General features: G+C 69.3%; 23 protein-coding genes. 8 read left to right on the forward strand and 15 right to left on the reverse strand.

Annotated elements, in window-relative coordinates; genetic code table 11:
- Positions 1-76: 76 nt before the first annotated feature.
- On the reverse strand, positions 77-1,858 hold the full coding sequence (locus tag DX116_RS17725; RefSeq protein WP_119705503.1) for a bifunctional sugar phosphate isomerase/epimerase/4-hydroxyphenylpyruvate dioxygenase family protein: 1,782 nt from the start codon (positions 1,856-1,858) through the stop codon (positions 77-79).
- 82 nt (positions 1,859-1,940) lie between these two features.
- Here DX116_RS17725 and DX116_RS17730 point away from each other — a divergent pair, with 82 nt between their 5' ends.
- Complete coding sequence (locus DX116_RS17730; protein ID WP_233556880.1) at positions 1,941-2,630, forward strand: TetR family transcriptional regulator; 690 nt, start codon at positions 1,941-1,943, stop codon at positions 2,628-2,630.
- Here the strand turns inward: DX116_RS17730 and aroQ are convergent.
- The 8 genes from aroQ to mca all read right to left on the reverse strand — a co-directional run bounded on the left by aroQ (position 2,614) and on the right by mca (position 10,475).
- Positions 2,614-3,054: a type II 3-dehydroquinate dehydratase gene (gene aroQ / locus DX116_RS17735; protein ID WP_119705505.1), complete on the reverse strand. Its 441-nt coding sequence runs from the start codon at positions 3,052-3,054 to the stop codon at positions 2,614-2,616. The two genes, DX116_RS17730 and aroQ, sit on opposite strands and share 17 nt — an antisense overlap.
- Complete coding sequence (locus DX116_RS17740) at positions 3,054-3,977, reverse strand: cyclase family protein (protein ID WP_119705506.1); 924 nt, start codon at positions 3,975-3,977, stop codon at positions 3,054-3,056. Before DX116_RS17740 ends, aroQ begins: the two co-directional genes overlap by 1 nt.
- On the reverse strand, positions 3,974-4,963 hold the full coding sequence (locus DX116_RS17745; RefSeq protein WP_199716117.1) for an ABC transporter permease: 990 nt from the start codon (positions 4,961-4,963) through the stop codon (positions 3,974-3,976). Before DX116_RS17745 ends, DX116_RS17740 begins: the two co-directional genes overlap by 4 nt.
- 47 nt (positions 4,964-5,010) lie before the next feature.
- A complete protein-coding gene (locus DX116_RS17750; protein WP_119705508.1) occupies positions 5,011-6,510 on the reverse strand; it encodes a sugar ABC transporter ATP-binding protein in 1,500 nt (499 codons plus the stop codon).
- 1 nt (position 6,511) lies between these two features.
- Positions 6,512-7,570 carry a sugar ABC transporter substrate-binding protein gene (locus DX116_RS17755; RefSeq protein WP_119705509.1) on the reverse strand — a complete coding sequence of 353 codons (1,059 nt, stop codon included), beginning with the start codon at positions 7,568-7,570 and terminating at the stop codon, positions 6,512-6,514.
- Between the two features lie 112 nt (positions 7,571-7,682).
- A complete protein-coding gene (locus DX116_RS17760; protein ID WP_119705510.1) occupies positions 7,683-8,570 on the reverse strand; it encodes a shikimate dehydrogenase in 888 nt (295 codons plus the stop codon).
- Positions 8,571-8,671: 101 nt separating this feature from the next.
- Positions 8,672-9,598 (reverse strand): cation diffusion facilitator family transporter, encoded by a 927-nt coding sequence (locus tag DX116_RS17765; protein WP_119705511.1) that lies wholly within the window; start codon positions 9,596-9,598, stop codon positions 8,672-8,674.
- A gap of 4 nt (positions 9,599-9,602) precedes the next feature.
- Complete coding sequence (gene mca, locus DX116_RS17770; protein ID WP_119705512.1) at positions 9,603-10,475, reverse strand: mycothiol conjugate amidase Mca; 873 nt, start codon at positions 10,473-10,475, stop codon at positions 9,603-9,605.
- Positions 10,476-10,599: 124 nt separating this feature from the next.
- Between mca and DX116_RS17775 the strand changes: the two genes are divergently transcribed.
- Positions 10,600-10,977 carry a DUF4307 domain-containing protein gene (locus tag DX116_RS17775; RefSeq protein ID WP_158592028.1) on the forward strand — a complete coding sequence of 126 codons (378 nt, stop codon included), beginning with the start codon at positions 10,600-10,602 and terminating at the stop codon, positions 10,975-10,977.
- 64 nt (positions 10,978-11,041) lie between these two features.
- Positions 11,042-11,545 (forward strand): transcription elongation factor GreA, encoded by a 504-nt coding sequence (gene greA, locus DX116_RS17780; protein WP_119705514.1) that lies wholly within the window; start codon positions 11,042-11,044, stop codon positions 11,543-11,545.
- Between the two features lie 23 nt (positions 11,546-11,568).
- On the opposite strand, the gene ilvA is transcribed toward greA, so the two are convergent.
- Positions 11,569-12,759 (reverse strand): threonine ammonia-lyase, encoded by a 1,191-nt coding sequence (gene ilvA, locus DX116_RS17785; RefSeq protein WP_119705515.1) that lies wholly within the window; start codon positions 12,757-12,759, stop codon positions 11,569-11,571.
- 69 nt (positions 12,760-12,828) lie between these two features.
- Between ilvA and DX116_RS17790 the strand changes: the two genes are divergently transcribed.
- Positions 12,829-13,269 (forward strand): MarR family winged helix-turn-helix transcriptional regulator, encoded by a 441-nt coding sequence (locus DX116_RS17790; protein ID WP_119705516.1) that lies wholly within the window; start codon positions 12,829-12,831, stop codon positions 13,267-13,269.
- Positions 13,270-13,293: 24 nt separating this feature from the next.
- On the opposite strand, the gene DX116_RS17795 is transcribed toward DX116_RS17790, so the two are convergent.
- Positions 13,294-13,626, reverse strand: coding sequence for an MmcQ/YjbR family DNA-binding protein (locus tag DX116_RS17795; RefSeq protein WP_119705517.1), 333 nt, complete (start codon positions 13,624-13,626; stop codon positions 13,294-13,296).
- Entirely contained in the window at positions 13,623-14,723 is a 1,101-nt protein-coding gene (locus DX116_RS17800) for an AI-2E family transporter (protein ID WP_119705518.1), read from the reverse strand. Before DX116_RS17800 ends, DX116_RS17795 begins: the two co-directional genes overlap by 4 nt.
- 76 nt (positions 14,724-14,799) lie before the next feature.
- On the opposite strand from DX116_RS17800, the gene DX116_RS17805 reads away from it, so the two are divergent.
- Positions 14,800-15,570: an ankyrin repeat domain-containing protein gene (locus tag DX116_RS17805; protein WP_199716118.1), complete on the forward strand. Its 771-nt coding sequence runs from the start codon at positions 14,800-14,802 to the stop codon at positions 15,568-15,570.
- Between the two features lie 34 nt (positions 15,571-15,604).
- Positions 15,605-16,252 carry a peptide-methionine (S)-S-oxide reductase MsrA gene (gene msrA / locus DX116_RS17810; RefSeq protein ID WP_119705519.1) on the forward strand — a complete coding sequence of 216 codons (648 nt, stop codon included), beginning with the start codon at positions 15,605-15,607 and terminating at the stop codon, positions 16,250-16,252.
- Between the two features lie 85 nt (positions 16,253-16,337).
- Here the strand turns inward: msrA and DX116_RS17815 are convergent, their stop codons facing one another.
- The gene (locus tag DX116_RS17815) at positions 16,338-16,571 is read right to left on the reverse strand and encodes a hypothetical protein (protein WP_147393710.1); all 234 of its coding nucleotides are present in this window, start codon (positions 16,569-16,571) and stop codon (positions 16,338-16,340) included.
- A 75-nt stretch (positions 16,572-16,646) separates the two neighbouring features.
- Complete coding sequence (locus DX116_RS17820; RefSeq protein ID WP_119705521.1) at positions 16,647-16,949, reverse strand: hypothetical protein; 303 nt, start codon at positions 16,947-16,949, stop codon at positions 16,647-16,649.
- A 94-nt stretch (positions 16,950-17,043) separates the two neighbouring features.
- On the opposite strand from DX116_RS17820, the gene DX116_RS17825 reads away from it, so the two are divergent.
- Positions 17,044-17,595, forward strand: a complete 552-nt coding sequence (locus DX116_RS17825) for a mismatch-specific DNA-glycosylase (RefSeq protein WP_119705522.1) — start codon at positions 17,044-17,046, stop codon at positions 17,593-17,595.
- Between the two features lie 10 nt (positions 17,596-17,605).
- On the opposite strand, the gene DX116_RS17830 is transcribed toward DX116_RS17825, so the two are convergent.
- Positions 17,606-17,968: a winged helix-turn-helix transcriptional regulator gene (locus tag DX116_RS17830; protein WP_233556882.1), complete on the reverse strand. Its 363-nt coding sequence runs from the start codon at positions 17,966-17,968 to the stop codon at positions 17,606-17,608.
- Between the two features lie 128 nt (positions 17,969-18,096).
- Between DX116_RS17830 and DX116_RS17835 the strand changes: the two genes are divergently transcribed.
- Positions 18,097-18,948, forward strand: coding sequence for an SDR family oxidoreductase (locus tag DX116_RS17835; protein WP_119705523.1), 852 nt, complete (start codon positions 18,097-18,099; stop codon positions 18,946-18,948).
- Positions 18,949-18,966: the final 18 nt, after the last annotated feature.

An 18,966-nucleotide genomic window follows, 5' to 3' on the forward strand; every position in this document is an offset into this window, starting at 1 on the left:
ACGCCGGTCGGGCCACCCCGGATGTGCGGGGTATTGCACCGAATCCGCCCCTCAGGACGGTGCGGTCCGCCGCGGATCAGCGCCGCTGCGCCGCCATCCGGACCGGTGCGTTGCTCGCCCCGTAGCCGGAGTAGCCGTCCCGACGTTCGACCAGCTCGAAGAAGACCTGCCCGATCGTGCGGGTGTACGCGTTGAAGTACTCGCCGGTGGCGTCGCGCTCGTACATGACCCCCAGCGCTTCCAGCTCGCGGCGGAACTCGTCATCCAGGCCGAGGCGCGCCTGCAGATCGTCGTAGTAGTTGGCCGGCACCGGCAGGATCGAGAGGCCGGCGGCCCGGGCCCTGCGAACTGCCGCACGGGTGTCGGAGCACAGCAGAGCGACGTGCTGTGACGACGGGCTCTGCTCGTCCGCGGGCGGGACGACGTTGAGCGGTAGCCGCACGTCACTGAGCGGCGACGACATCACACGGCTGCGCACCAGGCCACGAGGGCCCGCGAGCTCCACGCCGGCGTCCTCGGCTTCCAGACCGAGGACGCTGGTGAAGAACAGCACCGCCTCGTCGAAGTCCTGCCATGGCTGCGCCAGGTTGACGTGGTCGACGGCCGTCACCAGCTCTCCCGGGGTCCCGGTCCCACCGTGGAACTCGTCGATCCACGCGCTGGTGGGAGGTCCGCCGAAGAAGATCTCGGTGCCGTCGGGCGCCTCGACCGCTTGGAGCGGCACCTCCGTGGCGTACGTGCGGCGATGGACGACGGGAGCCATCAGCTCCTGCGCTCGCCGACCCGCGGCGTCCGGCTCCGCCACGAGGAAGCCGATGGCACTGAGATGAGCGACGGTGTCACGCGCATGCTGCTCGTTGAGCACGATGCGCGCGTCGCCGGACGTCCAGAGACTGACGGGCTTGGACCGATGCCGCCCCCGGAACGCGAAGCCGAGCTGTCCGAGCATCACCTCGACGTCGCTGGTGTCCTCCGCCTTGACCTCGACGAAGTCGAAGCCCGTCGGCGGCTCGACGCAGGGCAGGAGTCCCTCGGACCCGTCGAGGATGCGCTGGGACTGATCCTCCAGCCACACCAGCGATCTCAAGGCGTGCACGGCGGTGCGGTCCACGTCGGTCTGCCGGAAGGTGTCGTTGAAGACCTCGAGCGACAACGGCCCGTCGTAGCCGGCTCGCAGCACGTGGGCCAGGAAGGCCGGCAGGTCGAACGACCCCTCCCCCGGGAAGACCCGGTGGTGACGGCTCCACGACAGCACGTCCATCGACAGAGCAGGCGCGTCCGCGAGCTGCAGGAAGAAGATCTTGTCGCCCGGGATGCGCTCGATGTCAGCGGGGTCGTGGCCTCTCGAGAGGATGTGGAACGAGTCCAGGCAGACTCCGACGTTGGGGTGGTCGGCCAGCTCGACGATCCGCCACGACCGCCGGTAGTCGTCGACGAAACGGCCCCACGCGAGCGCCTCGAAGGCGATGCGGACGCCATGCTCGGCCGCCACCTCGCCCATGCGACGCAGCTGGTCCGCCGACACCTGGTCGGAGTCGATCGTCGCGGTGGCCACGTTGCTGCACACGAGCATCGTGTCGATGCCGAGTCGGTTCATCAGCCGGAACTTGGCCTCGGCCCTCCTCAGGTTCTCGACGAGGGCCTCCTCGCCGACGCCCTCGAAGTCGCGAAACGGCTGGTACAGGTCGAGCGTCAGACCGAGACGGGCCGCCAGCGCGACGACCTCCTCGGGGCTCAGCTCCGAGGAGACCAGGTCCGGCTCGAACATCTCGATACCGTCGAAGCCGGCCGCGGACGCCGCGTGCATCTTGTCGACCAGGCTCCCGCTCAGGCAGACCGTGGCGATCGACCGACGCATGCGCCCTCCTTTGAACTATCTAGTTCATACCTTACTCGTCGCGCCTCCCCCTCGCGACCGCGCCGCGCGATACGCTCGCACCGTGACGACGGGGAAGACCACCACGAGCCGGCCCAGCGGCTCCTCGCGACCAGAACGCCAGCGTGATCCCGAGCGCACCAAGGCCGAGCTGCTCCAGATCGCGACCGAGGTCTTCGCCCAGGACGGGTACTCAGGCGCTCGTGTCGACGAGATCGCCGAGCGCACGAGCACGACCAAGCGGATGATCTACTACTACTTCGGCGGCAAGGAAGGTCTTTACCTCGCCGTGCTGGAGAACGCCTACCAGGGCATCCGCGCGGCCGAGCAGGGTCTTGACGTCACCGGTCTCGAGCCCGTGGCGGCCATCCGCCGACTCGCGGAGCTCACCTACGACTACCACGTGGAGCACCCTGAGTTCATCCGCCTGGTCTCGATCGAGAACATCCATCGCGGCGAGTTCATCCGGCGCATCGACGCGCTGCGTTCGATCGCGAACCCGGCGGCAGCCCTCATCGACAACATCCTCTCGCGGGGACGGGACGACGGATCCATCCGTCACGACGTCGACCGGATCGACGTCCACATGATGATCAGCTCGTACTGCGTCTTCCAGGTCGCCAACCAGCACACCTTCGGGCACCTGTTCGGTCGCGACATGGGCGACGAGTCGATGCGGCCGCATCACCGCGCGATGATCGGCGACGTCATCGCCGCCTGGGTGGCCACTCCCCTCGTCACCGCGCCGAGATGATGTCGGCGAGCCCGCGCAGAGCGAGCTCGTAGCCGCGGACACCGGCCCCGACCACGACCAGCTCGGCGATGCCGGAGACGTACGAGTGGTGGCGGAACGGCTCCCGACGGTGGATGTTCGTCACGTGCACCTCGGCGACCGGCAGGTCGACACCGGCCAAGGCGTCGCGGATCGCCACGGAGGTGTGCGAGAAGGCGCCGGGATTGATGACGATCGCACTGCACGTGTCGCGTGCCGCATGGATGGCGTCGACGAGCACACCCTCGTGATTGCTCTGCACCGCGTCGACGGACAGCCCGAGCTCGCCCGCCGTGCTCCGCACCAGGTCCTCGACGTCCTGAAGAGTGTCGCGCCCGTAGATCGCGGGCTCTCGCACCCCGAGCAGGTTGAGGTTGGGGCCGTTGACCAGCAGCACGGTGGACATCAGAAGATCGCCTTCGGCTCGAGGGGCGACCCGGTGCCACCGGTGATCTGCAAGGGGTGCGCGCTGAAGAAGAACTCCCATCGCTGGTGCCGGGAGCACGCATCTGCCAGCCCCTCGAGATCGAACATCTCCCCGATCGCCATGCCCATGTCGCGCACCAGGACGCAGTGAACCGGCATGCTCTCGGGGCTCTGTGACGGGGCGATCTCCAGTCCCCAGTTATCGCTGGCCACGAAGGCGATGCGGTGCTCGGACAACCAGGCCGTGACCGGCAGCGACAGGCCCGGCTCGCGACTCATGTACGCCGAGCGACCCTGGTCACGCAGGGTCCGGAGCCACCCGGTGCGCACCAGCAGCGTGTCGCCCTGCGACGGCTCGAGCCCCTGTCGCGCGAGGCAGTCGTCGAGCTCCTCGACCGTGACGGCGTGGTCGGCGCTCAGACGGTCCACGCCCAGATGCCGCGGAAGGTCGACCAGGAGCCCTCGTCCGTGGACGCCCTCGCGAAGCGCCTCGACCCCGTGCACCGAGGCCCCTCCCGGGCCGATGGAGTCCACCGGCACGCCGTTGTAGAGGAAGCCGTCGTACGCCACGTGCGACAACGCGTCGAGCTGGGTCGCGCTCTGCGGCGCCATCGTGAGCATGTCGTCCATCCACTGGAACCCACCTGGCTCCGGCTCGACGTCAGGCGTCCGGGTCATCACGTGCACGGGGTTGGGACGCACGCCGTCGGAGGGCTGCGGGCCGTCGGCGTCCAGGGGAAGTCCGAGCGAGACGACCTCACCCACCTGGATCAGTCGTGCGGCTGCCGCGACACGCTCGGGCGTGATCCAGTTGAGGGTCCCGCGACCGTCGCCCGCACCCCAGCGTCCCCAGTTGGACAGCCGGGCACCCCAGTCGCGAAAGCCCTCCACCGGGTCGCTCACGACGTGGCAGCTCGCTTGAGCCTGCCGGTGTTGAACGAGTCGAGCAGCACGGCGAGGAAGATCAGTGCGCCCTGGACGAACTGCACCCAGAACGACGAGACGTTGAGCAGCGTGAGGCCGTTGTTGATGACACCGATGAGCAGCACACCGACCAGTGTGCCGATCATGCTGCCCTTGCCGCCGAACAGGCTCGTTCCACCGATGACCACGGCCGCGATGACCTGCAGCTCCGTGCCGGTCGCGGCGTTGGGCGTCGCCGAGTCGAGGCGACCCACCAGCACGATGGCCGCGACCCCCGCACAGACCGCGGCGATGACGTAGGTCGAGAAGATGACGCCCTTGACGTTGATGCCCGCGAGTCGTGCGGCATCGGCATTGCCGCCGACCGCGTACACACGGTGCCCGAAGGTGGTGCGCGACAGCAGCAGGTGGCCGACGAGGAACAGGAGCACCGTCACGATCGCCGACACCTTGAGCCCAGCGAGGTCGGCGCTGCCGAGCCAGTTGAGCGTCGACGGCAGGTCGTAGACCGACTCGCCCTGGCTGAACTGCAGGGTCAGACCGCGTGCCATCCCCATGACGGCCAGCGTCACGATGAAGGGTGCGAGCCCCAGCCACGCGACCGAGAAGCCGTTGAAGGCTCCCACCAGGACTGCCACGCCCATGACCGCCAGCAGGCCCAGCCAACCGCTGTCGCTGTGGTGAGCCAGCTGTGCGCCGAGGAACCCGGCCAGGGCCATCGTCGCGCCCACCGAGAGGTCGATGCCGCTCGTGATGATGACGAACGTCGCCCCGACGGCCGCGATGCCGACGACGGCGCTCTGCGTGACGATGTTCGTCAGGTTGCTGCTCGTCAGGAAGACGTCCGACATGAAGGACAGCGCCACGGAGACGATGATCAGCGCGGCCACGATCGGCGCGATGTTGCTGCTGAGGGCTCGCTCGACCTGGTGACGCCAGGGCGAGGACTGGGTTGCGGTGGACACGGGACGCTCCTGTGGCTGGGGGGTGGGCTGGGGGTGGGAGGTGCGGCTCATGCGGGAGGCTCGCTCACGGCGCTGCCGCCCGCCGCGAGGTGCAGGATCTTCTCGCGGTCGAACGAGCCGCGGGCGAACTCCCCGACGACCCGGCCGGCAGCCAGGACGTAGACCCGATCGGCGACTGCGAGCACCTCGTCGGTGTCCGAGCTGCAGACCATCACGGCCGACCCCTTCTCGGCCAGCGTGAACACGTGCTCGTAGATGCCGGACTTCGCGCCGATGTCGACACCGCGCGTCGGATCGTCGAACAGCACCACCCGCGGCGACATCTCGCTGACCCGTCCGACGATGACCTTCTGCTGGTTGCCGCCCGACAGCTTGCCGATCTCCTGATGGACCGAACCGAGCTTGACGTCGTACTTCGACGTGATCTCCTGCGCCCTGCGCGTCATGACGCCCGACCTCAGCAGACCGCGCCGCGAGACCGGTGCGTAGTCGCCCATCGCGATGTTGGACCGGACGGAGGCGTCGAGGACGAGTCCCTCGGCCTTGCGATCCTCCGGGACGTAGACGACCCCTGCGGAGCGCGCGGCGGCGATGCTGCCGGTGCGCACGCGGCGACCCGCGACGCTCACCTCGCCCGAGACGACGTGAGCGACCCCTCCCACGGCCTTCATGAGCTCGGTTCGACCCGACCCGGCGAGGCCCACCAGACCGACGACCTCGCCGCGATCGGCATGGATCGACGTGTCCTTGACGCCACGGGCCACGAGCCCTCGAGTGACCAACGCCGGTTCGCCGACGTCTCGCGGCCGCCACGGGTATGCCTGCTCGAGCTCCTTGGCCAGCATCGACCGGACCAGGGACGGCTCGTCCCACTGTCCGATGGGTTGATCGCCCACGAGGTTTCCGTCGCGCAGCACCACGACCCGATCCGCCACGTCGAAGAGCTCGTCGAGGTGGTGGGTCACGTAAAGGATCGCTATCCCCTCGTCCCGCAGGGTCCGCACGACCGAGAGCAGGGTCTCGACGTCTCGCTCCGGCAGCGACGAGGTCGGCTCGTCGAGGATCAGGACCCGTGTGTCGCGGACGAGGCAGCGAGCGATCTCGGCCAGCTGGCGCTGGGAGATCGTCAGGTCGCGGATCGGTGTGCGCAGGTCGAGCTCGCCCAGCCCCACGCGGCTCAGGCCGGCCTTCGCGCGACGTCGATTCTCCCCCCTGCGGGTGAGGCCCCCGCGGCTCGACAGGTTGCCGAGCAGGACGTTGTCGAGCAGTGTCATGTCCGGAACGTCGGTCAGCTCCTGGTAGATCACGCTGAGGCCGGCAGCGATCACGTCCCCCGTCGTGCTGGGCAGCTGCTCGCCACCCAGCACGACGGATCCGGCCGTCGGGGTCTCTGCACCGGCGAGGATCTTGATCAGCGTCGACTTGCCGGCACCGTTCTCGCCGACGAGGCCGGTGACCTCGCCGGCGCGGAACGCGAAGTCGACGCCGTCGAGGACCGTGACCGCTCCGAATCGCTTCGAGACTCCCTGGACCGAGACGATGGGCATGTCAGCCAACCTGATCAGCCCAGATTCCGTAGTCCTTGACCTCCGCCGAGTCGATGTTGGCCGGCGTGATGATCATGCCGGGCCACTCGATGAATCCCGAGACGTCCTTGCCGGCCTCGATCTCGGCGATCTTGTCCATCACGAGCTCGGACAGCTTGATGGGGTTCGAGCTGACCGTCATGTCCTGACGACCGGCGCGGATGTCCGCGATCGCCGGAGCGGGCGCGTCGTTGCCCGTGACGAAGATGTGTCCGGGCTCTCCGACCTTCGTCAGCAGGCCTGCGGCCTCGATGGCCTTGGTCGCACCCTGGGCCTCGCTGTCGTTCGACGTGAAGACGGCCTCGACCCCCTTGTGCGCCTGGAGCAGGTCGGTCATCACGCGGTACGTCTTGTCGGTGTCGAAGCCCCCGTCCTGGCGCGCCACGACGTCGATGTCGGGGTACTTGCTGATGATGTTGTTGAAGCCCTTCTCCCGGTCGGTCGCCGCCGAGCTTCCCGCGATCCCCTGGATGTCGAGGATCTTGCCGGACGGTGACCCGTTCTTCTTCGTGAGGAAGTCGACGATGCCCTGGGCGCTCTGCTCGCCGATCGTGACGTGATTCATGGCGACCGTGAACTGGACGTCGTCGGACTTGATCGTGTCGCTGATCGCGATGACGGTGGCTCCCGCAGCCTTCGCGGCCTTGACCGCGGGGACGATCGCCGAGGCGTCGGCCGGGCTGATCACGATGTACTTGGCGCCCTTGGTGATCAGGTTCTGGATGTCGTTGACCTGGGTGTTGTTGTCACCGTTGGAGTTGGTCTGCAACAGCTTGAACCCGTGCGACGTGGCGCCCTTCTCGAGACCCTTGATGAGTCCCGTGAAGTAGGGGTTGGACAGGGTGTAGCCGGAGTAGCCGACGACGACATCACCGTCGCCACCGGACCCCGCACCGTCCGAGCTCGTCGCGCAGCCCGACATGGCCGTCACGAGCACGGCTGCCGACGCGAGCGCGGCGATCTTCCATGAACGTCCCGCCCGACGGTCGGCGCGGTCGGTCGTTGTCTTCCAGCGGATCATGATGTCGTTCCTTCTTCGTTCCGGCGCAGGAGCGCCTGGTCGTCTCAGTGTTGCCCTTCGGAGCGGGAGCCTCGAAGGAAAGTCGCACCGGCCGCGGCCCGTGCGTCCCGAGTCATTCGGTGGCGGCGGCCTCCTCGGCCTCCAGGAGGGCCAGCAGGTCGGCGCGCACGCGAGCCTGGTCCGGTTCCATGCCGGTCAGGATCCGGAGGCTGTCGATGGCCTGGCCGACCGCCATCATGGAGCCGTCGATGACGTCCCGTCCCGACGACCGCCCCGCTCGCACCAGCTCGGTCTCGACGGGCCGGTAGACGATCTCGGCGATCCATGCCTGCGGCGACAGCCTCGACGGCTCGAGGGGAAGGCCAGGATGCATCGCCATGCCGGTGGGTGTGGCGTGGACGACCCCGTCGAACTCGGACCATTCGCCGTCCAGGTCGCCGGACGCCATGCGGATCGTCTGGCCCAGGAACATGGGGGCGTACCGGTCCACCAGGTTGCGGGCACGCATCGGGTCGAGGTCGCTGATGACGAGGCTCTCGACACCGAGTCGCAGGAGAGCATAGGCCGTGGCGGCACCGGCGCCGCCCGACCCGAGCTGCAGCACCGAACGACGCGGCGCATGACGCAGACGACTCATGAACGAGCTGCTGAAGCCGGTCCAGTCGGTGTTGTGCCCCGTCACGCCGTCGTCTCCGAACACGAGCAGGTTCGCTGCCCCGATGCTGCGGGCGTCACGGCTGAGGCCGTCGATGAACGACAGGACACGCTGCTTGTAGGGGTGAGTGACGTTGAGCCCGGCGAAACCTGCTGCCGCGAGCCCGCGGACGAACGACTCGAGACCCTGGTCGTCGAGGGTCTCCCCCGCGATGTCGAAGAGCTCGTAGGAGTAGTCCAGGCCCAGCCGCCGGCCTTCCATCACGTGCATGGCGGGCGTCAAGGACTGGCCGATCCCCTCGCCCAGGAGCCCCACGCGGAAGCGGAGGGTGGAGCGCTGCGTCATGCCGTCATGTCCTCACTCGTGTACGTACGAGTTAGTACATTAAGTGTGACGGCACTCACTGTCAAGCAACTTCGCGCGCCCCGTCCGGCGCCCACGGCACGTCAGGCAGTGGGCAGGTCAGCGTCCGGCGGTGCTCCCGGGCGCGAGACCGTCAGCACCGCCTCGACGACGGCGTCCTCGCGCTCGAGCCGGTGCTCGAGCTCGCGCAGCCGGTCGGCGACGCTCGACTCGACCGCGTCCCCGACCAGGTCGACGCTCGCGACGACGTACACGCGGTGCGGGCCGACGAACTCCACGTGCAGGTAGCCGACGCTCGACACCTCGTCCATCGCGGCGATGCGCTCGCGCACGACGTCGCGCACCGGCTGGGCGACCTCCATCCCGACCAGGAAGCGTCGGTTGCGGTCGATCAGCACGAAGGCGACGACGGCCAGCAGCACGCCGACCAGGATCGAGCCGATCGCGTCGTACACCGGCGAGCCGGTGGCCTGGTGCAACCCGATGCCGGCGGCGGCGATGACCAGCCCCGTCAACGCAGCGGCGTCCTCGGCGAAGACAGCCCGCAGCGTGGGATCAGACGTCTCGAGGACGTGCTGCAGCACCGAGTCGTCGACCCGGCTGGCCTCGCCGCGCACCTGCCGCAAGGCCTGGGCGAACGAGATGCCCTCCAGCACGAACGCGATGCCCAGCACCGCGTAGGCGATCGTGTAGCTCTCGGCCGCCTCGTCGGCGGTCAGCTGCTGCACGCCGTGCGTGATCGACACGACCGCACCGGCCACGAACAGTCCGACCGCCGCGAACATCGACCAGACGTACGCCTCGCGGCCGTAGCCCAGCGGGTGCTGACGGTCGGGACGACGCTTCGAGCGGCGGTCGGCGACGAGCAGGAAGACCTCGTTGCCCGTGTCGGCCCACGAGTGGGCCGCCTCGGCCACCATCGATGCCGAGCCCGTCAGGACGGCCGCGACCGACTTGGCCAGCGCCACCAGCGCGTTGGCGGCGAAGGCCAGGACGACGGTGACGTTCACGCGGTCAGCGCAGGCCGGCGAAGAGGTCGGTCTCGGGCAGGGACGTCTCGACCTTGGAGTCGACGAGCTGGTAGTCCTCGCTGGGCCAGGCCTCGGCCTGGATCTCGCGCGGGATCGAGAAGAACCACCCGTCCGGGTCGATCTGGGTCGCGTGCGCGAGCAGCGCGGCGTCGCGCACCTCGAAGTACTCGGCGCACTCGACCTGTGTCGTCAGGCGCTCCTCGTCCTCGGGCTTGCGCTCCCAGTCCTTGAACCGCTCGGCGTACGGGTTCTCGATGCCGTGCTCCTCGCAGGCCCGGGCGATGGCCTCCATCTTCTTCCAGCTCCAGCCCAGGTGGTAGTAGAGCTTGGAGACCTGCCACGGCTCGCCGGCGTCGGGGTAGCGCGTCGGGTCGGCCGCGGCCTCGTACGCCTCGACGCTGACCTTGTGGCACATGATGTGGTCGGGGTGCGGGTAGCCGCCGTTCTCGTCGTACGTCGTCAGCACGTGCGGCTTGAACGAACGGATCAGGCGCACGAGGGGTTCGGCGCCCTCCTCGACCGGCACCAGGCCGAAGCAGCCCTCGGGCAGCGGCGGCTTCGGGTCGCCCTCGGGCCAGCCGGAGTCGACGAAGCCGAGCCAGTCCTGCGTCACGCCGAGGATCTCGCGGGCGCGGTCCATCTCCTCGCGACGGATCTCGGTGATCAGCTCGGGGTTGTCCTCGATGCCCGGGTGCTTGAACTGGGGGTTGAGGATCGAGCCCCGCTCGCCGCCGGTGCAGGTCACGACGTGCACGTCCACCCCCTCGGCGACGTACTTGGCGGTCGACGCGGCACCCTTGCTCGACTCGTCGTCGGGGTGGGCGTGCACGTGCATGAGGCGGAGCTTCTCGGCCACGGTTCTCCTTCGAAGGCGTGCGCAAATCCTTGCACCTGTGCGAACACGGCGCGAGGTCCGGGTGTTCCTGCCGTCCACCGAGGCCGCACGGCACGCCTGGGTGCCGCCTGAGACACTGGACGACGTGACCGACCTCAGCTCTCGCTACGGATCCCGCCAGCGTCCCCGATGGTTCTGGCCTGCGATCGCAGCGATCGGCATCACCCTCGGCATCGCCTTCGCCGCCTGGGTCGGGTTCCAGAAGGACCCCGTCACCGGACGGCTGTGGGGCTACGACGTCGTCAGCGACACCCAGGTCACGGTCAAGCTCGATGTCATCCGTCCCGATCCGATCGCCGTGACCTGCACCGTCTACTCCCAGGCTGCCGACCACTCCATCGTCGGCGAGAAGACCGTCGACATCCCCCCGTCGAACCGCGAGAAGGTGCGCGTGCCGATCGAGATCGAGACCGAGCGCAGAGGCGTCAACGGTGTGCTGAGAACGTGTGTGCCCGCTGATTGAGTGCTAGCCTCGTCAGTTCACCCCGGGCGGTTTCCCGGGGTGCCGCACGTAAAGGAGAGCTCACATGACTCAGCCCGCAGATACCGACACCATCTGGGTGACCCAGGAGGCGTACGACCGTCTGAAGCAGGAGCTCGAGCACCTCAAGGGCGATGTCTGGACCGACATCACCACCAAGATCGCCGCTGCGCGCGACGAGGGCGACCTCAAGGAGAACGGCGGCTACCACGCCGCCCGCGAGGAGCAGGGCAAGACCAAGGCCCGCATCGACCAGCTCGAGAGCATGCTGCGCCGCGCCGAGGTGGGCGAGAAGCCTGCCGACGACGGCATGGTCGAGGCCGGCATGATCGTCACGATCCGCTTCGAGGGCGACTCCGACACCGAGGAGTTCCTGCTCGGGTCGCGCGAGCTGCTCAGCATGGACTCGAGCGTCGAGATCGACGTCTACTCCCCCACCTCACCGCTGGGCGCCGCGATCCTGGGCAAGAAGGTCGGCGACTCCGCGGCCTACGAGACGCCCAACGGCAAGAAGCTGACGGTCGAGATCGTCGCCGCCAAGCCGTTCTGACCTCCGCCGCCGGTTGAGCGGCGTCAGAGCAGCTGGTAGCCGAGCTCGCCCAGCCTCTGCGTGACGTTCGCGCGCGCCGCGGGACCGCGGGTGGCGACGCGGACGTCGACGTCGACGTGCCGTACCGGCAGGGTCTCGGACGACCGGTCGTGGCTGACGTCCAGCACGTTGACCTGCATGGCCGCGAGGTCGCCCAGCAGCCGCATGAGCTCACCGGGGCGGTCGGAGATGCGCGCCCGGAAGCTGAGGAACCGCCCGGCCGCGATGAGACCGTGCCGGATGACGTCGAGCAGCACCAGCGCGTCGATGTTGCCGCCCGACAGCACGGCCACGACGGGACCCTCGAACTCGGTCGGGCGCTCGAGCAGGGCCGCGACCGCTGCTGCCCCCGCCGGCTCGACCAGCATCTTGGCGCGCTCGAGCAGGTGCACCAGCGCCGTGCTCATGGCGTCCTCGCTGACGGTGATGACCTCGTCGAGCAGCGATGACACGATCTCGAAGGGGATGTCGCCGGGCTGGGCCACGGCGATGCCGTCGGCCATCGTCGGGCCCATCGTCTCGGCGACGGGCCGTCCGGCGGCGATCGACCCCGGGTAGGCCGCAGCGTCCTCGGCCTGCACGCCGACGATGCGCAGGTCGGGTCGCTCGGTGCGCAGCAGCGCGACCCCGGCGGCGAGGCCTCCGCCGCCGAGAGGCACGAGGATGGTGCGCACGTCGGGGCACTGCTCGAGCACCTCGAGGCCGAGCGTCCCCTGCCCGGCGACGATGTCCTCGTGGTCGAAGGGATGGATCAGCACGGCACCCGTGCGCTCGGCGAACTCGCGGGCCGGAACGAGCGCCTCGGTGACGCCGGCGCCGTGGAACCGCACCTCGGCGCCGTAGCCCTCGGTCGCGGCCACCTTCGGCAGCGCGGCACCGACGGGCATGAAGATCGTGGCCTTCGCGCCCAGCATCGAGGCGGCCAGCGCGACGCCCTGCGCATGGTTGCCGGCGCTCGCCGCGACGACTCCCCTGGCGCGCTCCTCGGGGGTCAGCCGGGCGATGCGCACGTAGGCGCCGCGGATCTTGAACGACCCGGCGCGCTGCAGGTTCTCGGCCTTCAGGAAGACGTCCTGGCCGGTGCGCGAGCTCAACCACCGGGAGTGCGCCATCGGCGTCGTCTCGATGACGCCGTCGAGCAGTCCCCGCGCCGCCCTCACATCGCTGAGATCCATGCGGCCAGCCTAGACCGTCAGTGTCGACGTCTATTTGGTTGCGCGGCGCAACTGATATATGCTTGCGTCATGCAACGAGTACCCGTCCAGGAGTCCACGACTGCCGAGGACGCCGTGCTGCGCCTGGTGATGGCGATGGGCCGACGCTTCCGGATGCGCATCGACGGCGACACCGTCGACCCGTCCCAGGCGGCGATCCTGTACTCCCTGTCGTGCCGCGGAGCGGTGCGCGTGGGCGACCTGGCCGAGTCGATGCGCCTCGACGCCTCCACCGTCAGCCGCCACGTGCACCAGCTGCAGGAGCACGGTCTCATCCGCCGCGACCAGGACCCTGCCGACGGCCGGGCCAGCATCGTCGACGTCACCGACGAGGGCCGCTCGGCCCTGCGGGCGACCTTCGACCAGCGCCGCGCCTTCGTCACCGAGGCGATGGCCGGGTGGGCGCCGGACGACCGCGCGCGCCTGCGCGACGACCTCCTGCGCCTGACCGCCGACCTCGGCGACGGCTGACCCAACCCTCGACAGCGGCCTGCGTCAGGGACGGTCGCGAGCCGGCAGCTTGTCGACGATCAGGTCGTAGGAGTCCTCGATCAGCTCTTCGAGCAGGCCCTCCGGGAGACCGCCGTCGAGCTGCACGGTGATCCAGTGCTTCTTGTTCATGTGATAGCCGCGGCTGATCGCGTCGTACGTCTCGACCAGCCCCGTGACGTCCTGCGGCTCGGCCTTGAGGTTGATGCTGGTCGCCCGGTCGACGCCGGTGAGGGCGAAGATCTTGCCCCCGACCTTGTAGACCGCGGTCTCCTCGCTGAACGGGAACGTCAGCGTGGCACCGGGCATCGCCGCGCACAGGGCGTGGACGTCCGTCATGCCGGTTCGGGCTCCAAGGGCACGTCGTCCTCGGGCTCGTCCTGGTACTCCTGCGCGGTCGAGACGAGGTGCTTGACCACGCCATTGAGGCAGGCCGCGAGCGGCACCGCGATGAGGGCGCCGACGACTCCGGCCACGGTGACGCCGGCCGCGATCGCGATGATGATGGCCAGCGGGTGGACGGCCACCAGGCGCCCCATCAAGAAGGGCTGCAGCACGTGCGACTCGAGCTGCTGGATCGCGACGACGACGAGCAGCATGAACAGCGCCGTCCACGGGCCCTGCGCCACCAGGGCCACGAGCACCGCCACCATGCCCGACAGCAGCGCGCCGATGATGGGGATGAAGGCACCGAGGAAGACCAGCACGCCGATCGCCAGCGTCAGCGGCACGCCCAGCACCCAGGCGCCGAGGGCGATGCCGATGGCATCCGTGAGGGCCACGAGCACCGTGGCGCGGACGAACGCGACGAGCGAGGCCCACGCGGTGTGGCCGGAGGAGTCGACGCGGTCGCGGGCGGCGCGTGGGAACAGGGCGACGACCCAGCTCCAGATGCGCTCGCCCTCGTAGAGGAAGAAGAACGACGAGAACAAGGCGATGAAGAAGCCCGCCAGCACGTGCGTCAGCGTGGAGCCGAGCTCGCTGACGCGGGTGACGACCGACGTGTCGCTGGACGCGATCGACTCTTTCGCCGTGTCGACGTAGCCCTGGATCTGGCTGTCGGTGAGCTTGAGCGGGCCGGTCTTGGCCCAGTCCTGCACCTGCGAGATACCCTCGACGACGTTGGAACGAAGATCGGTGACCTGGGTCGACAGCTGCTGACCCACGAGTGTCAGCATGCCGAAGAAGGCCACGAGCATGAAGATCACGACCGCGAACGTCGCAAGCAGCCGCGGGACCCCGCGGGACTCGATGAAGTTGACGGCGTTGATCGTCAGCGCCGTGCCGAGCAGCGCGACCGCGAGGGGCACCGTGATCTCGGAGAAGTACCGCAGGAGGAAGATGCCGACGGCACCTGCCGCGGCGATCACCAGCAGCCGCCATGCCCACGCCGTCGCGATCTCGACGCCGGGCGGGACCTGATATCTCTCGCTCACTGGGCCACTCTCCTCGACGGTCACACTATCCGCAGCGGAACACGCCGTGCTCGCCGAGAGTTGTCATGACGTGATGATGTCCCGCCTGCTCGCCGCTGTCTCCCTGCCGCTGGTCGCGGCCGTCCTGGCCTCGTGCTCCGGCGGCGACTCGGCCCCCGAGCCGTCTGCGGCCACCGCCACCAGCACGCCGGCCGCCACCCCGTCGACCGAGCCGTCGCCCACCCCGAATCCGTACGCCGATCGCTCCGATGCGTTCCGCAACCGTCAGCTGCTGCTCGCGGCCGGAAGCGGCAACGCCGACAAGATCTCGCTGCTCGTCGAGGCAGGCGTCGACCTCGAGACCCGCGACGAGCGCGAGCGCACCGCACTGCTCATCGCGTCGGCGCGCGACCACGTCGACGCGGCCCGCGTGCTGGTCGCCGCAGGTGCCGACCCCGACGCGCTCGACGACCGTCACGACACGCCGTGGCTCGTCACGGGCGTCACCGGCAGCGTGCCGATGGCCGAGGTGCTGCTCGCGGCCGACCCCGACCTGACGATCCGCAACCGCTTCGGCGGGTTGTCGCACATCCCGGCCAGCGAGCGCGGGCACGACGCGTACGTCGAGTTCGTCCTCGATCGCACCGACATCGCCGTCGACCACGTCAACGACCTGGGGTGGACGGCGCTGCTCGAGGCCGTGATCCTGGGCAAGGGAACAGAACCCTGGCAGCGGATTGTTGACTCTCTCGTGCAGCATGGCTCAGACGTGTCGATCGCCGACCGCGACGGGATCACCGCTGAGCAGCATGCCCGACGCCTCGGCTTCGGCGAGATCGCCGACGCCCTCGAGCGTGCACGATCCTGAGCACTCCCCCACATCTCACGAGAGGCGGAACACCATGATCTTCGGCCGCAGCAAGTCCGAGCTCCCCACGCCCGAGTCGGCCCTCCCCGGCCGCGAGGGCCGTCAGTTCCAGGTCGGCGGCACCCACCTGGTGCTCGGCACCCCCGTCGAGACGCAGGTCCCCGACGGCTACGAGTCCGCCGTCTTCGGCCTCGGCTGCTTCTGGGGCGAGGAGAAGACGTTCTGGGAGGTGCCCGGCGTCTGGTCGACGTCCGTGGGCTATGCCGGCGGGCAGACCGCCAACCCCACGTACGACGAGGTCTGCTCCGGCCGTACCGGTCACGCCGAGGTCGTCCGCGTGATCTGGGACCCGGCCAAGCTCACCTTCCACGACCTGCTGAAGACGTTCTGGGAGAACCACGACCCGACGCAGGGCATGCGTCAGGGCAACGACCGCGGCACGCAGTACCGCTCGGTCATCCTCACCACGACGCCCGAGCAGCAGGCCGAGGCCGAGGCGTCGCGCGAGGCCTACCAGGTCACGATGACCGCGGCCGGCTACGGCGAGATCACCACCTCGATCCTGCCGCTCGAGCGCTACTACTACGCCGAGGACTACCACCAGCAGTACCTGGTCAAGAACCCCTTCGGCTACTGCCCGCTGCACGCGACGGGCGTCGCGTACGAGCCCGCCGACGTCTGAGCCCTACCCGCACCATGTGGGCACTTTCTGCTGGTCGACCTACGTCGAAGCAGCAGAGAGTGCCCACATGCTCGCTGGCGGTCGGTCAGGATTCATCGCGCCGGCGTCTGCGGTAGACACCGGCGGCCCACGTGAGGCCCGAGACCGTCCAGACGAAGGCGAGGACGATGCTCACCAGCAGCCAGAAGCCTGATCGCGAGTCGATCAGGTCCAGCTGGTTCAGGATCGCGACCAGCGGGACCAGCCCCCAGCTGGTCAGGAACGTCTCGCGCGCGGTGCCGGCCCAGTCGGGCAGCGGCTGCCCTGCTGTCGACTCCACGGGCACCACCCTGCCGGAGCTCGTCCACGCCCGCCACGGACGAACGTCCCCGATCGCGGTCGACGGACGCGACGATCAGCGCTTTCGCTTGCCCGAGGTACTCGCGAGTGTCGCCCGGGCCTCACGGGGCTCCGTGCCGCTCAGCCAGGCTTCGACCGCCGGCGCGATGCGCGGCGAGTCGAGCGGGTCGTAGGCACCCGGCACCGAACGGCGCTTCATCTCCGCGACGAGCAGGCCGAGATCGGGATCCCGATCTTTGATCCGCCGCCGCCAGGCCGCGCGGTACGCGGTGTACAACGAGCTAGTACGGCCCGACCGATCGAACGGCTCGAACAGCGCGATCGCCACCTCGATCAGCACATCGACCAGGAAGATCACGCCTGATCGTAGCGACCGGGGAACTTCGCCGTCACCCGGTGACAGCGCGCTTCCCCGATCGCCCTCATCGGCCCGCCCCGCTAGCGTCGAGGTCATGGCCTTCACACGAGCCGAGCTCGAGTCGTACGCCGGACGGACGATCCCCGACCTGCTGCCGGGCGACCTGCGCCTGCTGTTCGTCGGCATCAACCCCGGGCTCGTGAGCGCGGCCACCGGGATGCACTTCGCGCGACCGGGCAACCGCTTCTACCCTGCGCTGCGCCTCGCCGGCATCCTGCCCGACGATGCCCTCACGCCCGAGCTGGCCGCCCCGCTGCTGATCGACCGCGGCGTCGGCATCACCAACATCGTCGCGCGGTCGTCAGCCCGTGCCGACGAGCTGGAAGACGACGAGCTGCTGTCCGGACGCGTGAGGCTCGAGGAGCTCGTCGAGGACCGACGTCCGCGCGTCGTCGCCTTCGCCGGCATCACCTCGTACCGCATCGCGTACGGCGAGAAGAAGGCGAAGCCAGGACCCCAGACGCGGGTCCTGAGCGGCGCGCAGGTCTGGGTGGTGCCCAACCCCAGCGCGCTCAACGCCCACGAGACCGTGGCGTCGCTGGCGGCCGCCTACCGGGCCGCGGCCGAGGCGGCGGGCATCGTCTGACCGGGGAGGGTCAGGCGCTCTCGGCCGTGCGCAGCACCTCGGGCATGACGTCGTACACGGCCAGCACGAGTGCCTTGACAGCGCGAGCGACCGTCTCGCCGCTCGGCGTGAGCGCGTAGTCGACGTGCAGGGGCTGCGTCGACTGCACCCGACGGTCGACGAGGCCGTCGCTCTCGAGCGACTTGAGCGTCTGCGAGAGCATCTTCTCGCTGATGCCGCCGATGGCGCGGCGCAGCTCGCCGAAGCGGGCCGGCTCGGGAGACAGCGCCGCGAGCGTCAGCGATCCCCACTTGCTGGTGACGTGCTCCAGCACGGCGCGAGACGGGCAGGCGCCAGCCATCACGTCGAACGGGCGGTCGTCTTCGCTGGACACGGGCACCTCCTACGACTCCCCCATGCTATCACCTGGTTAGCACTAACTAATAGTTGGTACTTACGAATCGTTAGCGTATGCTGGCGTCGACCGAGCGGAACGTCCGCCCGCGCCTGAAAGGACCTCCCATGACCATCGCCGTCACCGCCGCCAGCGGACAGCTGGGCACCCTCGTCATCGACTCGCTGCTGACCCGCGTCCCCGCCTCCGAGATCGTCGCCATCGTCCGCGACAGCGCCAAGGCGCAGCCGCTGCAGGACAAGGGCGTGACCGTCCGGCTGGCGAGCTACGACGACCCGGCGGCCCTCGCCGAGGCCCTCCAGGGCGTCGACAAGCTGCTGCTGATCTCGGGCAACGAGTTCGGCAAGCGCACCGCCCAGCACACGAACGTCATCGACGCGGCCTCGGCCCAGGGCGTCTCGCTGCTCGCCTACACCAGCGCTCCCGCCGTCGACACGTCGACGCTGCCCGTCGCGCCCGAGCACCTCGCGACCGAGCAGTACCTCGCGACGACCGAGCTGGACGTCGTCGTGCTGCGCAACGGCTGGTACCACGAGAACTACCTCTCGAGCGTCGACGCGGCCCGTCACACCGGCGCCGTGCTGACCAGCGCCGGCGACGGCAAGGTGTCGAGTGCCGCGCGCGCCGACTTCGCCGAGGCGGCGGCCGTGGTGCTGACGTCCGACCAGCCGCTCAAGCCCGTCTACGAGCTCGGCGGCGACGTGGCGTGGTCCCAGGCCGACCTCGCTGCCACCCTGAGCGAGCTGCTCGGCACCGCCGTCACCGTGGCGGAGGTGTCGCCCGAGGAGCAGGCCACGGCGCTCGCCGAGGCCGGCGTCCCGCAGATGTGGGTCGACTTCACGGTCGCGACCGACGCCTCCATCAAGAACGGCGAGCTCGAGGTCCCGGGCAACGACCTCAGCGCCCTGATCGGACGTCCGACGACGCCCCTGGCCGACTCGCTGCGCGCGGCCGTCTGAGCGTTCGACTCGGCGGGG

It is taken from the genome of Aeromicrobium endophyticum, assembly GCF_003586285.1.
Classification (GTDB): domain Bacteria; phylum Actinomycetota; class Actinomycetes; order Propionibacteriales; family Nocardioidaceae; genus Aeromicrobium; species Aeromicrobium endophyticum.

Coding starts and splice junctions, on each gene's coding strand:
- DX116_RS17750 (WP_119705508.1), bottom strand. CDS start 6,510: ATGCCCATCGTCTCGGTCCAGGGAGTCTCGAAGCGATTCGGAGCGGTC.
- DX116_RS17805 (WP_199716118.1), top strand. CDS start 14,800: ATGTCCCGCCTGCTCGCCGCTGTCTCCCTGCCGCTGGTCGCGGCCGTC.
- DX116_RS17755 (WP_119705509.1), bottom strand. CDS start 7,570: ATGATCCGCTGGAAGACAACGACCGACCGCGCCGACCGTCGGGCGGGA.
- aroQ (WP_119705505.1), bottom strand. CDS start 3,054: ATGTCCACCGTGCTGCTGGTCAACGGCCCCAACCTCAACCTGCTCGGG.
- msrA (WP_119705519.1), top strand. CDS start 15,605: ATGATCTTCGGCCGCAGCAAGTCCGAGCTCCCCACGCCCGAGTCGGCC.
- DX116_RS17790 (WP_119705516.1), top strand. CDS start 12,829: ATGCAACGAGTACCCGTCCAGGAGTCCACGACTGCCGAGGACGCCGTG.
- DX116_RS17725 (WP_119705503.1), bottom strand. CDS start 1,858: ATGCGTCGGTCGATCGCCACGGTCTGCCTGAGCGGGAGCCTGGTCGAC.
- DX116_RS17760 (WP_119705510.1), bottom strand. CDS start 8,570: ATGACGCAGCGCTCCACCCTCCGCTTCCGCGTGGGGCTCCTGGGCGAG.
- DX116_RS17825 (WP_119705522.1), top strand. CDS start 17,044: ATGGCCTTCACACGAGCCGAGCTCGAGTCGTACGCCGGACGGACGATC.
- DX116_RS17835 (WP_119705523.1), top strand. CDS start 18,097: ATGACCATCGCCGTCACCGCCGCCAGCGGACAGCTGGGCACCCTCGTC.
- DX116_RS17795 (WP_119705517.1), bottom strand. CDS start 13,626: ATGACGGACGTCCACGCCCTGTGCGCGGCGATGCCCGGTGCCACGCTG.
- ilvA (WP_119705515.1), bottom strand. CDS start 12,759: ATGGATCTCAGCGATGTGAGGGCGGCGCGGGGACTGCTCGACGGCGTC.
- greA (WP_119705514.1), top strand. CDS start 11,042: ATGACTCAGCCCGCAGATACCGACACCATCTGGGTGACCCAGGAGGCG.